Below are 14,641 nucleotides of genomic sequence, written 5' to 3' on the forward strand. Positions count from 1 at the left end.
CCGGACCGACCCTTTGTTTGTGACAGATCCGACGGAGGTCGGCTGTTCACATCGGCCGCTGGAGGTTCTGTCACAAACCGCAGGCCTGTCCGGTCCTGACTGGTGAGCGACGTTTCGGATCGGCCGGGACGCGGGATGGAAGGAACACCATGAAGATCGTTGTGATCGGCGGGACTGGACTCATCGGCTCCAAGCTCGTCCGGAAACTGGCCGAACACGGCCACGAAGCGGTGCCTGCCTCACCCGATTCGGGGGTGAACACGCTGACCGGCGAAGGGCTGGCCGAGGTGCTGAAGGGCGCTCAGGTGCTGGTCGACGTCTCCAACTCGCCCTCGTTCGCCGACGACGCCGTGCTGGACTTCTTCCGTACGTCAACCGGGAACCTTCTTGCAGCCGAGGAGGAGGCCGGAGTTGGGCACCACGTGGCGTTGTCGGTGGTTGGCACCGAACGGCTCGCCGAAAGTGGCTACTTCCGCGCGAAGATCGAGCAGGAGAGGCTGATCAAGGAGTCCGGACGGCCGTACTCGATCGTGCACGCCACGCAGTTCTTCGAGTTCGTCGGCAGCATCGCCCAAGCGGCGACGGACGGAAACACCGTCCGTCTGTCGGATGCGCGGATCCAGCCCATCGCAGGCGAGGACGTCGCAGCCGCAGTCGGCCGAGTCTCCGTGGGCACGCCGTTGAACGACACCGTCGAGGTGGCCGGTCCCGAGCAGTTCGGCCTCGACGACCTGATCCGCACCGGGCTGGCCTACCGCAAGGACGCCCGTGAGGTCGTCACCGACCCGGAGGCACGCTACTTCGGTGCCCGGCTGGACAAGGACATGCTGCTGCCGGGTCCCGACGCGCAGCTGTCGGCCACCCGGTTCGCCGACTGGCTGCCGCTGAACCCGCCGCCGGCGAAGTAGACACGACCAACTCGTCGAACAGGTCCCTGATATCTGGCCCGGACGGCGTGTGCCGTCCGGGCCAGATGAGCGCAGTTCAGCTTCGGCGCCATCCCTTTGCCTGGAGCTCTTGCTCGGACACCATCTCTCCCTCCAGCACATAGCCGAAAGCCGGTCCGGAATGGCGGTGCGGTGGGGTACCGGGGTCGCCCGGCGGGTAGTCGATGACGATCGTCATCGCATGCGCGCCTTTTGGAATGAAGGGCAGTTTCGCTTCTTGAAGAACGGTCAGCGACATGGGAAGGCCTCCTCGATGGACGGTGTATCCCTGCACGACGTCATGATGCTGAACCCGCCCGGACGTACGGCGGTTGTGACCGCCGCACGTCGAAGAGGCGGATCACATCATTCGACAAGAAAATCGGATTGGGAGGGACCCATGACCACGCCGACCCTCGACTTCACCGGTCTCCGGGCGACTAGTCGGTTGCCTCAATTGCATCGAGAGGTAGCACCGGCTGTACGCCGTCACGAGATTGGTGACACTTCGCGTCCGGGCGCGGTCGTGTCGCGATTCGCGTTGCTGTCTGGTCTCATTGTCGAGGCGGCCCGGTGAAAGACGACTGGGGCCCCGCCGGCGCAGGCAAGGGAGGGATGGAGTTCAGCATGTCCATCGACCAGGACATACCGGGGGAGGGCAACCTCGAGACTGCGGTCGAGGTGTTCGATCAGTCGAGGAAGAGACTGTTCGGAATCGCCTACCGGATCCTGGGAAGCGCGGCCGAAGCGGAGGACATCGTCCAGGAGACCTGGTTGCGCTGGCAGCAGACCGATCGGAGCGCCGTACGCAACCCGGCGGCATTCCTGACGACCGTAGCGACGCGTCTGGCGATCAACGTGGCCGAGTCGGCGCGCTCGCGCAGGGAGACGTACGTCGGTCCGTGGCTGCCGGAGCCGGTGGACACCGAGGCCGATCCGACCCTGGGTGCGGAGCGGGCCGAGGCGCTGGAGAGCGTCACGCTGCTGCTGCTCGAGCGACTCCGGCCGGACCAGCGTGCGGCGTACGTCCTGCGGGAGGCGTTCGGCTACACCTACGACGAGATCGCGGCGATCCTCGAGATCTCGAGCGTCAACGCCCGCCAGGTCGTCAGCAGGGCCAAGCGGGGTGTCCTCTCGGAGCGCCGTGACCCGGTGGACCCGGCGAAGCACCGCGAGCTGCTCTCCGCGTTCGTCGCTGCCGCGCAGAAGGGAGACCTCGCCCAGCTGGAACGCGTACTGGCCGCCGACGTCGTCAGCCTCTCCGACGGCGCCGGCATCGTCGGCAACGCCGCGCGCCGACCCGTCGTCGGACGGACGCCCGTCGCGAAGTTCGTGCGGGCGTTCTCCAGCTGGTGGTGGGACGGGGCCACCACCAGCTGGATGGAGACCAACGGGCGACCGTCGCTGCTCGTCCGTCGCAACGGCGAGCCGGTCGCGCTGCTGAGCATCGCCGCGTCCGCCGCGGGCATCGAGCAGCTCATGTGGGTGATGGTCCCCGAGAAGCTCGTACGTCTCAGGGGCGACGAGCCGGGACAGTGACCGTCGCGTCGAGCCACTGGTCGAAGCTCGGACCGACCAGGTGCCCGTCCTCGCCCGGTAGCAGCACGCCGTCGCGCACCAGCTCGCCGACAGGTGCGCCGTCGACCTGCACCGGGTCACCGGCCCGCTCGGCGTAGGCGGCCGACAGCAGGGCCAGGTTCTCCTGCTGGGGACCGGCCACCTCGACGAGGTCACCCTCGATCTCGCCGGTGGCCACGGCGAGGAGCACCTCGACCATCGCGTCGACGGCGACGGGCTGCGTCACCAGGTCCGGCACGGTGGTGCGGTCGCCGTCGCGGCCCCAGCCGATCGCCTGGCGAGCGATGTCGTGGAACTGCGCGGACCGGACCACGTGCGGGCCGGGCGCGTGCGCGACACAGGCCAGCTCCTGGGCGTACTTGGCGCGGTAGTAGCCGTCGAAACCGGTGCCCGCCTCGGTCTCGGAAGCGGCGATCTTGTCCACCCCGATGATCGAGAGGACGACGGTGCGGCGTACTCCTGCCTCGTGGGCGGCCGTGCCGAGGTTGGCGGCGGCAGCGGTGAAGAAAGCGGTGGCGCCGTCTTCGTCGAGCGACGGGCTCTGGACGACGTCGACGAGCGCCTCGGCGCCGGTCAGTGCGTCGGCGAGTCCGGTCGGCTGAAGCACGTCGGTGCCGGACTCCTTCGACAGTCCGACGACGTCGTGTCCGGCGGCCTGGGCGGCTCTGGCGAGTGCCGATCCGACGAGGCCGCTGACTCCGGCGATGGCGATACGCATGCTGTTTCTCCTTGGTGGTGGGACGTTCACGGCCCGATGAGGCCGAGCTGGATGGCGATGGGGGAGAGCGAGAAGCCGCCGGCGACGAGGACGGCGACGGCCATGGCCGCCGCCTTCGCTGCCTGACGCCGCTGGGCGGTCAGCGTCCAACCAAGGGTCTGCAGGGAGCTCCAGGTGCCGTGCCACAGGTGCATCCCGAGGACGAGCATCGCGGCGAGGTAGATGGCGGTCGACCACCAGACGCTGAACGTGTCGACCACCAGGTTGAACGGGTCGTTCGTCGGGCCCCCGCGTACGTTGACCTTGCCGATCGTGAAGTTGACCAGGTGCCAACCGAGGAAGAGGAAGAGGGTCAGGCCGCCGGTGAGCATCGTGCGCGAGGCGAACGACGAGGCGCGCCGCTGCGGCCGGGCGGCGTAGCGGCCCCGTGCACGGCGGGCCCGTCGGGCGAGGACGAGCGCGCTTGACACGTGCGCCACCAGAGCGGCGATCAGCCCGACGCGCATGATCCAGAGCAACCCGGAGCGGGGAAGGAAGGGCTCGCCCAGCGTGCGCAGGTGCTCGGCGTACGCGTTGTACGCGTCGTGGCCGCTGAACGCCTTCAGGTTGCCGTAGACGTGACCGAGCACGAACGCGATGAAGAGCAGGCCGCTGACGGCCATGACGAGCTTGAGCGCGATGGTCGACGACCATGCCCGACGTCGCGACAGGGAGTTGTGCATACCCAGTAGACCGGACAGGGTCACCATCTGTGACGCCCCGTCACCAAGGCATCGGACTCAGGTGGCGAACTCGTCGACCGCGGTCAATACTCGGCGGTCGAAGGTGCGACGCTGGGTGGCGAGCTCCTCGCCAGCTGGTGCTTTTCCGACGATGAGGTTTCCCCGGTCGTCGACCGACTGAGGCTGGTCCTCGGCATCCGGGAGCACCGCGACGGCTGACTTCGCGAACCCGCAATAGTAGGCGATGCCGTCGCTCAGCTGAGCCTCCAGAAGCTCGACCATCGGTGCGACGATCGGATCCTCGGCTGTAGCACCGGCGAGCCCGACCCACAGAATGCGCTTCCCTGCCAACCGCGGAGCGCTGCGACCGTAGGCGAACCCGTAGTTCCATACACGGTCGATCCACCCTTTGAGGAGCGCCGGCGTGCTCTGCCAGTAGATCGGGAAGACCACGACCAACAGGTCCGCGGCGAGGACTCGTTCCATGTGCCGCTGAACCTGCCTCGAGTACGCCCTGTCCCGATTGGTCCAGTCGGGCTCGTCCTCGACCGTCATCCTGGGGTCAAACCCTTCTGCGCGAAGGTCGAGGACATCGATCTCGTGCTCGGCTGCACGGAGTCGTTCGGTGACCAGGCCGGCGACGTGCGCGGTTCGTGAGTCGGGTCGGTGGTGTGCGAGGACGACTAGCGTTCGTGTGGATGTCATGGGATGAGTACAGCGCGTTGCGCGTAGACGATCCATGGCTTCAACGCTCTTGCTGATAGGAGATCGTCTACGCTTTAGGCGTGGATCCGTTGAGTTCGCTCCTGTCAGGCATCCGTGCTGAGGGTTCTGTCGTGACCTCGGCCGTGCTGAGCACGCCGTGGTCCATTCGTTTTGCTGACCAGGCGGAACTGACGATGATCACGCTGCTGCGCGGCGAGGGTGTGCTGCATCTTCCCGATGGAGACATCCGGAGAATGAGGCCAGGGGAGACTGCACTCGTACGCGGTCCTGCTCCGTTCTTGCTCGCCGACCGCGCCGACGTCGTCGATCACCCCGCGACGAGCTTCGAGGTCGCCTGTTTCCTGTGCGAGGACGATGGCGCCTACGTGGCGCCATCACCGCACGCGGACGCCACGACCCTCGTGGTCGGTGTGTACCGAACGGTGGGCCATTGGTCGAACAGGGTGCTGGACACACTTCCGGCAGTGCTGATCATCGAGGAGCAGCCTGGCGTCTGCGACTGGATGGAGTCGGTGGCCTGTGACGCTGCGAACCTTCGACCTGGATCGCAGGCGCTCATGGACAGGATGCTGGACTGGGCCCTGGTGTGCACGTTGCGCACCTGGTTCGAACGAGTTGGCACCGAGGCACCGGCGTGGTACCGCGGGCTGGCAGATCCCGTAGTCGGACCAGCCCTCGATGCGGTCCATCGGCGACTGACCGAGCGATGGACGGTGGCTCGAATGGCGGCCGAGGCCGGCGTGTCGCGAGCGTTGTTCGCCCGCCGATTCCGCGAGGTCGTCGGCCGCCCACCCTTGACGTACGTCACCGAGCAGCGCCTCGAGGAGGCATCCGATCTTCTGGTGAGTACGGAGCTGGGCGTCGCGCAGATCGCCAAGACGGTCGGGTACGCCGACTCGTTCGGGTTCAGCGCGGCATTCAAGCGGGTCCGGGGCAGCAGCCCGACCGCGTTCAGACGTGCGTTGTCATCCACTTCCCGCGATTTGAACGATCGCTAGCAGTGGTGCCTGGTCACGTTGTGCGATCGGGTTCAGCGAGCCGTAGACAGGTGAACGCCTCCTGGGTGTGGAGTGGATCTATCTCATAGGACTGGTCCGCGGACCTCTTGTGGCCAGCCGCACCCCTCCGCGAGCCGGCCGGCCCAGTACTTGGCGGTCTCGACGTCGGGTACGTCGACGACGACGAAGCCGCCGAGGTGCTCCTTGGTCTCGACGTAGGGGCCGTCGGTGACCACGGTGGTGCCGCTGGTGGCATCGGCGCTGTGGACGGTGTGGTCGTCTGCCAGGCCACCGCCGAACACCCAGACGCCGGCGTCCATCATCTCGCGGCTGACGGCGCTGGACGGCTCCACTCTGCTCTGGAACCACTCCTCGGTGTGGTCGCCGCACCACGGGGCGTTGAAGTAGATGATGTAGTTCGCCATGTCGACTCCTCGAAGGGCAGGGCGGACCGGGTGTCCGCTCTCTACTGTTCCACGAACGGGCTCGGCCGGATACGACAGCCGGGGCGACCGCACTCGGGTGGGACCTCGTGGTGATGTCGATAGGTGAGCCTGCTCGGGGCCGGTCGGTTCGGGCGGTTCTTAACTTCGGCAGTGCTCAGACGCATCAATGGGTGAGCAGGTGGTTACCGACGGACTACTCGATGAAGCAGTCTGGGTGATACTTCCAGCCCGCGTGGCCGGGAACGTGACACCACGATGAGTCGTCGGGTGCCGCGACCCCGGCAATGGCCCGGGGTCGCGGTCTGTCCGGCGCCGGACGCTGGGCGACCGGCGATGCTCAGGAGTCACGCGCCCTGAGATACCGCAGACCCTGTTTCATGTAGGTGCGCGGGTTCGTGTCCAGGTGCGCCGCCCAGGCAGGGGCATGCTCGCCACGGCAGTGGGCGACGTACGCCAGGGCGTAGCCGAACAGCTGCTCGCCCAGATACCCGAGGCGCTGGGTGCGCCAGCCTGTGCTGTCCTGGTGATAGTCGAAGGCGGCGTTGGCGCTGAAGACGCCCAGACCGAGAACGACGGTGGCGAGATCGGTGAGCTGCTCCTGGTCGTACTGGTCGGGTGAGATCCGGTTCTCGCCGAGGAGCCGGACGTGGCCGACCTCGTGTGCGAGTGTCGCGGTGAGGGACATCGGCGTTCTCAGCTCGCCGCGGCTCACTGCGACCACGAAGCGATCACCCTCGCGGCGGTAGTGGCCGGCCTCGCCGCTCCACCGGCTGGACAGGGGGACGGTGCCGCCGAGACCCGGGTCCGCGCCGTCGTCGGTGAGTCGCAGATCGATCGAGGCGTGTGGGGCGTCCATACGGGCGCACACCCGCTGCAGCAGCTGCTCGACGTCCCCGAGATCGCTTCGTGGCGACCACCCAGCAAGCAAGTCGCCCGGCGTCAGCACCTCGCCGAACAGTGCGGCGTCGCCGAACTCCATACGCAGCAGGTCGACCGACGTCTCGACCCAGTCCCGAGCCTTCTCCGACACGGGGCACCTCGGGGTGAAGAACGGCATCTGATCAGCATTCCGCACCTGGTGGTGCGCCGCCTCGCCAATTTCGGTGTGCCGAAGTGCAACCAGCTCGGTTTCCTGAACGCGTGAGCTCAGGTGGGGCGATACTCGAGAGATGACGAAACCGCCCCCGGAAGACTTCAGCAAGCTGCCACCCTCGGTGCCGCTGGAGGAGACGATCGCCTATCAGGCCCAAGAGGTTCCGCTCGGCCCCGAGGGTGGTGGGGGCGAGATCGACGGCGCCGGAGACGGCGACTGAACGGCGGCTGGTCGGGCGCGGCCACCTTCGGATCGCGACGACGGTGAGGTTCCCCCAGAAGGGGTGAAGACGGACCCCGGGAGAGTGGCGAGGTTTGGAGAATGGGGGAACTAGCCGGCCAGCTGCTGCCGGAGATGGTCGGACTGGCGGTCACCCCGGCAGCGGTCGTGGCCTGCCTGCTCCTGCTCGGGTCATCGCATCCATTCCGCAACGTGATCCTGTTGGCCGGACCGTTCCTGGTTGTCTACGGGCTGCTCGCGGTGGCCGCACTGGCGGTGGGACGGACCGCTGACGCCGGCAGCGACGACCCGTCGACGGTCCGCGGCTGGATCAGCATCGTGGTCGGGGTCCTCTTCCTGGTCGCGGGCGCCGTCTCGTGGTTCCGGCCCGTACGACGATCGATCAGCCCACGCTCAGCAGGTGCGGTCGGCCCCGCGAGCACCGATGAGCCCGGCTGGGTCTCGCGGCTGCGCGATCCGTCCCCTCGTCTGGTGCTCGGGGCCGGGGCCCTGTTGGCGGTCGTGAACCCCAACGTCGCGATCCTGGTCTCCGGGCTGGGAATCGTGGTCACCGCCGATGCGACCCTCAGCGTTCAGGCCGGCGGTGTCGCGCTGCTGCTGGCGGCGAGCATGATCGACTTCGTCGTCCCCGCACTCGTGTTCGTCCTTGCCGGCGAGCGGGGCCGCGGGTGGCTCGAGACCGCGACGCGATGGCTCCTCGCCCACAACCGCGTCATCGGAATCGTCGTGCTCATCGTCTTCGGGGTGCTGTTCGTCGGTCGTGGACTCACGCAGGTCATCAGCTGAGCCCATACCGACCGCGCGGCCAGTCGTTCGGTGATATTTTCTAGCCACCGGCGAAGGCCTACTGAAGGGCAGTCTCATGTCAGTTCAGTTCGAAGTCCGCATCGATGGAATGACCTGCAACCGCTGTGTCGAGACCGTGACGAGCGCTCTTGGTGGGCTGGACGGCGTCGAGGGTGTCGAGGTCGACCTGAACCCGGGAGCCGTGTCGAGCGCCCGCGTCACCGCTGAGGAGCCGGTCGAACCGAGGCTGCTCAGATCCACGCTTGCCAAGGCCGGGTTCACCGTCGTCCGGGAACCCTGAGCGGGCGCGGAGTCGTCCGTGCCCGGCCTCGGGTCCCGTCGTCAGTTCCCCGCCCTCATCGCAGAACCCGATCTCGTATACCTCGACGCCGCCTCCGGCACCCCCACTCCGGAGCCGGTGATCGCCCGCCTCACCGCCGAGCTGCGCGGGCCTGCTGCCAACCCCGGCAGGGGCGGGCATCCCTGGGGTCGAGATGCGCTTCGCCGTGCCGAGGAGGCTCGGGAGACCGTCGCCTCCTTCCTCGGCGCCTCGTCACCTGACGAGGTGGCGTTCACCCGTGGAGCCACCGCCGCGATGGCGTTCCTCGCCGACCGGTGGGCACCAGCTGCACTCGCTGACGGCGGCGACATCCTCTACTGTCCCGACGACCATCTCTCCACGGTGCGGCCCTGGCTCCGGCTCGCCGAACGGATGCGCGACCGAGGAGTGCGGACAGTGCCGTACCGCCGCGACCGACTCGGCCGTATCGACCCCGACCACTTCGCGCACGCGGCGAGCGAGCGCACGACCATCGTCGTCGCCACCGACGTCCACAACCTCCATGGCACCCGGACCGAGCTCGACGCGCTGCCGATCCCGCCGGGCGCGAGCGTGTGCCTCGACTGCTCGCAGAGCTCCGGACGGTTTCCTCTGCGGCTGGCCGAGTCCAGGGCCGAGGTCGCCGTCGTCTCCGGCCACAAGATGTTCGGCCCTCCGGGGACGGGGGCTGCCTACGTACGCCGCAGTCAGCAGCACCGGATCACGGTCGACCGAGCGGCAACGCGCAGCGGTCCGGCGCGGCACGTCTCGCCGCTCACCGATGCCGCCGAGGAGGGCAGCCTCGACGGGGTCGGTGCGGCCGGTCTGGCCAGCGCCGCCGCCTTTCTCGACTCCATCGGCCTGGCTCGGATCGGAGACCACCTCGACAGGCTCGTCACCCGGTTCACCGCCGGCGCCTCTCGGATCGGGGGAGTCGCCGTCCTCGGCCCGCCGAGCGAGACCGCCGGCGAGCCGCACAGCGGCATCGTGGCGTTCTCGCTCGACGGTCAGGCAGGAGCCGATGTGGCCTTCGTCCTCGAACGCCGAGGCGTCTACGTACGCGCCGGGGACCACTGCCTGGACGGACCGCGGGAGGACGCGGTCCGAGCGAGCTTCCACCTGTACAACGACGACAACGACGTCGACCGACTGCTGCAGGGCCTCGCCGTTGCCGCCGAAAGGGACTGACACGTGGAGAACGAAGGCATCCGCTACGACCGCACCACAGCTGCCCGCATCCTGGCCGAGGTCGCCGGCGCCGACCTCCTGAGCGGATCGGCCCCGACAGTCACCTCGGCATCGGTGACGTATCGCGTCGAGGAGCTCCGGCCCGAACCCGGGGGACTGCTCACGACCGGGCAGCGCCGCTATCTCGAGTCCTTCATGCGGCCGTGCCGGCCCGACCAGGTCGTCAGCGGAACGCACCGCATCACCTGGCGCGACTCCCGCGGGATCGCGAACAGCGGTCACATCGGACCGGGTCCGCTCGGCCCGGTGCTGCCGATCGCGGCGAGGGAGGCAGTGATCGCGGTCGGCGATGAGATCGCCGCCGCCGACCCGGTCACGGCGCGCTCGGACGCGCTCGACGAGGACGCACTCGACGTCCTCGCCGACACCACCACCGACCAGGAGCCTGCCGAGATCTTCCGTGTCGGCGCCGAGGCCGCCGGCCGCGCGCTCGTCCAGCACGGCATGCTCGCCGGTCAGGTCGGGATCGAGGACCCGGTCGAGCTCGCCGAGGCGATGCGAGACTCCGGGCTCTACGGCACGGTCGCTTCGACCTGGTTCTGGGAGCTGCAGGCCTCCACCTACCGCCGGGGCATGATCCCGGCGAAGCTGGAGCGCGCGGGCGGGCGGCTGCGCTACACCGCCGACACCGTCGCGTTGCTCGCCGAGATGAAGCGGCGCACCATCGCAGATGCGCATCAGGTGATGCACCGAGCTCGCGAGGAGGGACTGGGCGTGCGGGCCGCGATCCAGCGCTACCACGTCGAGCTCGACCAGATCTCGCGACAGTACGCACTGCTGCCGGCAGGGGAGCGGCCCGTCTGCCTCGGGCAGCGCGCCCATCAGGTCGACGGGCAGCGCGTCCAGCCGTTGGCCGCCGTCGCCGAGGCGCTCACCGGCGCCTTCGCGTCCGCGGTCCGGTCGGTGAAGATCGCCGAGCTCCCCGAGTCCGCCACCCGGGACGTACGTTTCGCCGCGGGGGAGCAGGAGTTCGGGGTCCCGGACATGACCTGCCGGCACTGCCGGGTGACGATCACCGCCGTCTTCGACGCCCAGGCTGCCGAGCTGATCGAGGTGGACCTGCACGGGAAGCGGGTGCGGGCAAGGTTCACCGACGCCGGGCAGCGCGACCGGGTCTTCACCGACCTGCGCGACTGCGGCTACACGGTGGCCGAGGGGTGAGCCAACGCTTCCCGCTCCCGGCCGCGCAGCACCCGCTCGCCGCCCGTCTCCTCGCCGACGCTGCCGCGATCGGTGAGGCGATCGAACGGTTCGGGTCGCCGCTCCACGTGGTATTCCCCCAGGTCATGGCCGAGAACGCCGCGGTGCTTGCGGGCGTGCTCCGGCGCCACGGCGTGCCGTACGGCATCTACTACGCGCACAAGGTGAACGCCTCGATCCGGCTCCTCGCCCAGGCCCGCGTCGCCGGGCTCGGCGCGGACGTCGCCTCCGCGGCCGAGCTCGACCAGGCCCTGGCCGCGGGTTTCGCGCCGGACCGGATCGAGGCGACAGGTCCGAAGTCGCCGGCGTTCATCGAGCGGATCGCCGCGCTCGGGGTGACCGTCAACGCCGACGACCTGTGGGAGCTCGACCGGCTCGCCGCCGCCGCGCCGGCCGGCAGCACCGTCCCGGTCCTGCTGCGACTCTCCGGCTTCGCCTCGCCGGCGGTGCCGCAGTCGCGGTTCGGCATCGATCTCGCGGACACCGACGCCGCCCTCGAGACCGTACGCCGCGCCCCCGGACTCGAGCTGCGTGGCGTCGCGTTCCACCTCGACACGGCCGACCCGGCCGCCCGGGTGGATGCGCTGACCGAGTCGATGACGGTCGTGGCCGCTGCGCACCAGAAGGGCCTGCGGCCCTCGGTGATCGACATCGGCGGTGGGTTCCGCCAGCGCTTCGTCGATGATCCGAAGCCATTTCAGAGATATGCGCAGGCCCTCGCCGCCGCGGGTTCGAGCGAGCTGGTCTGGTCCGGCCACGACGTGGGTGCTCCGGCGGCGCACAAGTACGGCAACCACCATCCCTCCACCGAGGTGCTCGAGCGGTTCCTGATGGCCGAGGTCGAGCATCGGCCGGTCGCCGACGTGCTGCGCGAGTGCATGCTCACGCTCTGGATCGAGCCGGGCAAGGCGCTGGTCGACCACGCCGGGATCACCCTGGCCACAGTGCTCTACCGCAAGCGGGCGGCGGGTCGCGACCTGGTCGTGGTCGACCTGTCTCGCAACCAGGTCACCCCGGCCGACCAGGAGGTCCTGCTCGACCCGGTGCTCGTCGGCGGCCGTGGCGAACCGCCGGACGATGGAGTGTTCCTGGCCGGACGGCTCTGCCTCGAGTCCGACCTGATCAGCCGCCGGAAGGTCTTCCTCGACGCCCAGCCGGGCAGCGGCGACGTACTCGCGTTCGTGAACACCGCCGCCTATCAGATGGACCTGTCGGCGTCCGCGGCGGCCGGGCATCCGCCGCCGGCGAAGGTCGCGGCGGTCCTGGAGGGGGATCGGTTCACCTTCGTCCTCGATGACATCCACGGGAGCTGACCATGCGATACGACAGCGTGCTCGACATGATCGGTGATACTCCGCTGCTGCGGCTCGATCCGGGCGCCCACGGTGTGCCCGAGGCCGAGATCTTCCTCAAGCTGGAGTCGGCGAACCCGTTCGGCTCGGTCAAGGACCGCGTCGCCTGGGGGCTGCTGCGCGACCACATCGACACGATCGTGGAGGAGGAGCAGGTCGTCCTGGAGGCGTCGAGCGGCAACACCGCGAAGGCGCTCCAGATCATCGCCTCGATGCACGGGGTCGGGTTCCGTGCCTTCACCAACCGGGTCCGCGTGCGCGAGGTCCGCGAGATGCTGACGCTGCTGGGGGCCGAGGTGACCGAGATGCCCGGCCTCTCGGAGTGCCCGGACCCGACCGCGCCCAACGACGTGTTCGGGGTGATCGGAGACCTCATGGACGGTGAGCCCGGTCGCTACCACCACACCTCGCAATACACCAACGAGGACAACCTACGAGCCCACTACGAGCAGACCGGCCGCGAGATCTACCGTGACGCCGGGCCTGTCGATCTCCTCGTGGGCGGGCTCGGCACCACCGGCTCCACCCGAGGTGCCGCGACCTACCTGCGTGAACGCAACCCGGAGACCGCCGTGGTCGGGGTCGTCGCCGCCGAGGGCGACTTCATCCCCGGGATCCGCTCGGCGGCGGAGATGTGGGAGGTCGGTCTCTTCGAGCCCGGCTTCTACGATGCGATCACCGCCGTCGACTCGGCCGACGCGATCACCGCCAGCCTCGAGCTCGCCACCCGGCACGGCGTACTCGCCGGGCCTACGACCGGGGCTGCCTTCGCGGCGGCTCGGGATCGGCTGCTGTCAGGTCCCGGCGGCCCGGTCACAGCCGTCGTCATCGCGTGCGACCGCATGGAGCCGTACCTCTCCTACTTCCGCCACCGCCGTCCTGACCTGTTCGGGATGGCGGCCGGCACCGCGACAGCCGAGGCGGCACCCTCGGCCACCCCCGAGGACATCGAGACGTGGATCGCCGCGGGAGAGCATGTGGTCGTCGTGGACGTACGCACGGCGCTGGCGTTCCAGGCCGGCCACATCCCGGGGGCGATCAACCTCCGCGACGACCTGCTCGAGCAGGTCATGGAGGCGGGGATGCCGTTCTCCGAGGCCTCCCGGGTGGTCTTCGCCTGCCCGACAGGTGACAGGTCGGCACGGTTCGCCGCGCGCGCGGCCGCAACCGGTCGGCGCGCCTACACCCTGGCGGGCGGCATCCTAGGCTGGCGCGACAGCGGACGCCCGCTCGCTGGAGTGTGACTACCCTCGTGTGCTGCCAAAGGTGCGCTCCAGCGCACTCCTGGCAGCACACGCCGGTCAGGCCACCAGCATGGTCGTCATCGCGGCCGCCATCAGGGCGTGGACCATGGCGGGGAGCCGGTGCTCGCGCGCCACAGTCGCGCGGAGCAGCCACCACAGCGTGCCGGCTGCACAGAGCACGACGAACGTCGAGTTCACCATGATCGCCCAGCCGGGAGCATCTGCGCCTGGTGCGATCGCTGCCGAGCCGCCGTGCCCGGCATGACCCTGGCCACCACCCGGATCCGTGTCCGCCACGAGCAGCGGCATCGCGGCGAGCATCCAGATCATCGCCGCGGTGAGCGCGAGATGTCCGACCAGGTCTGCCCGCCGGGTCCCATCGCTCGTGCGCCGCAGCGCGAGCAGCATCACCAGGGTCAGGACCGAGAAGAGGCCGAGCTGCGCCCACACGGCGACGTCCGAGACGATCACCCAGATCATCAGGATCATCGCGGCGCTCATCAACGCGTGGTTGAGGTGGAGAACCGTCTCTGCGGCCGATGGTGGGCAGACGACGAGGATCCAGATCCCCGCGGTGCCCGTGAGCAGGAATGCGACGGTCAGCAGGAGGTCCCACGGAGGATCGACCACACGTTCAAGGTAGCGTCACCGCGACCTCCCGGCAGCCGACTCCCGGCGTCGAGCAGTCTCCTCGAAGTCAGTCGTTCCGACACCCGGACCGGTCGGTCGATCGCCGGCGACGGGGAGGCGCCTGATCGCGCTCAGGCGTCGAGATCCTGCGCGACGAGCGAAGCGACTGCCTCGACCGCGGCCTGGTCCGGGCCGGTGACCTCGACCTTGTCGCCGTTGGCGGCGCCGAGGGTCATGATCAGCAGCGACGAGGCGGCGTCGACCGGCTCGCCGCCGGGGACGGCGAGAGTGATCTCTGCGCCGAGCTCGTCGACCTTCTCGGAGATGATCGCGGCGGGGCGGGCGTGCAGGCCGACGGCGGAGCCGACGGTGACGGTCTGGGTGTGCATGGATGCTCCTTCGGTGATGGGACGTA

Annotated in this window: 18 protein-coding genes; 10 read left to right on the plus strand and 8 right to left on the minus strand. The window is 69.0% G+C overall.

Annotation, left to right across the window (positions count from 1 at the left end):
* The first annotated feature begins 149 nt into the window (after positions 1–149).
* Positions 150–908: an SDR family oxidoreductase gene (locus tag IEY84_RS17470; protein WP_183550914.1), complete on the plus strand. Its 759-nt coding sequence runs from the start codon at positions 150–152 to the stop codon at positions 906–908.
* Positions 909–984: 76 nt separating this feature from the next.
* On the opposite strand, the gene IEY84_RS17475 is transcribed toward IEY84_RS17470, so the two are convergent.
* Positions 985–1,185: a cupin domain-containing protein gene (locus tag IEY84_RS17475; protein WP_183550912.1), complete on the minus strand. Its 201-nt coding sequence runs from the start codon at positions 1,183–1,185 to the stop codon at positions 985–987.
* 368 nt (positions 1,186–1,553) lie between these two features.
* Here IEY84_RS17475 and IEY84_RS17480 point away from each other — a divergent pair, with 368 nt between their 5' ends.
* A complete protein-coding gene (locus tag IEY84_RS17480) occupies positions 1,554–2,465 on the plus strand; it encodes an RNA polymerase sigma-70 factor (protein WP_183550910.1) in 912 nt (303 codons plus the stop codon).
* Here the strand turns inward: IEY84_RS17480 and IEY84_RS17485 are convergent.
* Genes IEY84_RS17485 through IEY84_RS17495 form a run of 3 tightly spaced genes read right to left on the minus strand, consistent with a single transcriptional unit; the run spans position 2,440 to position 4,649 of the window.
* Entirely contained in the window at positions 2,440–3,222 is a 783-nt protein-coding gene (locus IEY84_RS17485; RefSeq protein ID WP_183550907.1) for an SDR family oxidoreductase, read from the minus strand. The two genes, IEY84_RS17480 and IEY84_RS17485, sit on opposite strands and share 26 nt — an antisense overlap.
* 26 nt (positions 3,223–3,248) lie before the next feature.
* Positions 3,249–3,971, minus strand: coding sequence for a succinate dehydrogenase cytochrome b subunit (locus tag IEY84_RS17490; protein WP_229788783.1), 723 nt, complete (start codon positions 3,969–3,971; stop codon positions 3,249–3,251).
* A gap of 30 nt (positions 3,972–4,001) precedes the next feature.
* Entirely contained in the window at positions 4,002–4,649 is a 648-nt protein-coding gene (locus IEY84_RS17495; protein WP_183550904.1) for an NAD(P)H oxidoreductase, read from the minus strand.
* A gap of 80 nt (positions 4,650–4,729) precedes the next feature.
* On the opposite strand from IEY84_RS17495, the gene IEY84_RS17500 reads away from it, so the two are divergent.
* The gene (locus IEY84_RS17500; RefSeq protein WP_183550901.1) at positions 4,730–5,668 is read left to right on the plus strand and encodes an AraC family transcriptional regulator; all 939 of its coding nucleotides are present in this window, start codon (positions 4,730–4,732) and stop codon (positions 5,666–5,668) included.
* Positions 5,669–5,751: 83 nt separating this feature from the next.
* Here IEY84_RS17500 and IEY84_RS17505 read toward each other — a convergent pair whose 3' ends face one another.
* Both IEY84_RS17505 and IEY84_RS17510 read right to left on the minus strand, forming a co-directional pair.
* Positions 5,752–6,093 carry a YciI family protein gene (locus IEY84_RS17505; RefSeq protein ID WP_183550898.1) on the minus strand — a complete coding sequence of 114 codons (342 nt, stop codon included), beginning with the start codon at positions 6,091–6,093 and terminating at the stop codon, positions 5,752–5,754.
* Between the two features lie 358 nt (positions 6,094–6,451).
* Complete coding sequence (locus IEY84_RS17510) at positions 6,452–7,144, minus strand: hypothetical protein (RefSeq protein ID WP_183550895.1); 693 nt, start codon at positions 7,142–7,144, stop codon at positions 6,452–6,454.
* A gap of 139 nt (positions 7,145–7,283) precedes the next feature.
* Here IEY84_RS17510 and IEY84_RS17515 point away from each other — a divergent pair, with 139 nt between their 5' ends.
* The 7 genes from IEY84_RS17515 (at position 7,284) to IEY84_RS17545 (ending at position 13,596) form a co-directional block, all read left to right on the plus strand.
* Positions 7,284–7,427: a hypothetical protein gene (locus tag IEY84_RS17515; protein ID WP_183550892.1), complete on the plus strand. Its 144-nt coding sequence runs from the start codon at positions 7,284–7,286 to the stop codon at positions 7,425–7,427.
* 101 nt (positions 7,428–7,528) lie between these two features.
* Positions 7,529–8,233, plus strand: coding sequence for a GAP family protein (locus IEY84_RS17520; RefSeq protein ID WP_183550889.1), 705 nt, complete (start codon positions 7,529–7,531; stop codon positions 8,231–8,233).
* 76 nt (positions 8,234–8,309) lie between these two features.
* A complete protein-coding gene (locus IEY84_RS17525; RefSeq protein WP_183550886.1) occupies positions 8,310–8,534 on the plus strand; it encodes a heavy-metal-associated domain-containing protein in 225 nt (74 codons plus the stop codon).
* An 18-nt stretch (positions 8,535–8,552) separates the two neighbouring features.
* On the plus strand, positions 8,553–9,740 hold the full coding sequence (locus IEY84_RS17530) for an aminotransferase class V-fold PLP-dependent enzyme (RefSeq protein ID WP_183550883.1): 1,188 nt from the start codon (positions 8,553–8,555) through the stop codon (positions 9,738–9,740).
* Between the two features lie 3 nt (positions 9,741–9,743).
* A complete protein-coding gene (locus IEY84_RS17535) occupies positions 9,744–10,961 on the plus strand; it encodes a heavy-metal-associated domain-containing protein (protein WP_183551140.1) in 1,218 nt (405 codons plus the stop codon).
* A complete protein-coding gene (locus IEY84_RS17540; RefSeq protein WP_183550880.1) occupies positions 10,958–12,313 on the plus strand; it encodes an alanine racemase in 1,356 nt (451 codons plus the stop codon). Before IEY84_RS17535 ends, IEY84_RS17540 begins: the two co-directional genes overlap by 4 nt.
* A 2-nt stretch (positions 12,314–12,315) precedes the next feature.
* Positions 12,316–13,596, plus strand: coding sequence for a pyridoxal-phosphate dependent enzyme (locus IEY84_RS17545; RefSeq protein WP_183550876.1), 1,281 nt, complete (start codon positions 12,316–12,318; stop codon positions 13,594–13,596).
* A 57-nt stretch (positions 13,597–13,653) separates the two neighbouring features.
* Here IEY84_RS17545 and IEY84_RS17550 read toward each other — a convergent pair whose 3' ends face one another.
* Together IEY84_RS17550 and IEY84_RS17555 are read right to left on the minus strand one after the other, a co-directional pair.
* On the minus strand, positions 13,654–14,226 hold the full coding sequence (locus IEY84_RS17550) for a DUF5134 domain-containing protein (protein WP_183550874.1): 573 nt from the start codon (positions 14,224–14,226) through the stop codon (positions 13,654–13,656).
* Between the two features lie 131 nt (positions 14,227–14,357).
* Positions 14,358–14,615, minus strand: coding sequence for an HPr family phosphocarrier protein (locus IEY84_RS17555; RefSeq protein ID WP_183550871.1), 258 nt, complete (start codon positions 14,613–14,615; stop codon positions 14,358–14,360).
* Positions 14,616–14,641: the final 26 nt, after the last annotated feature.

The organism is Nocardioides albus (genome assembly GCF_014648255.1).
Taxonomy (GTDB): Bacteria; Actinomycetota; Actinomycetes; order Propionibacteriales; family Nocardioidaceae; genus Nocardioides; species Nocardioides albus.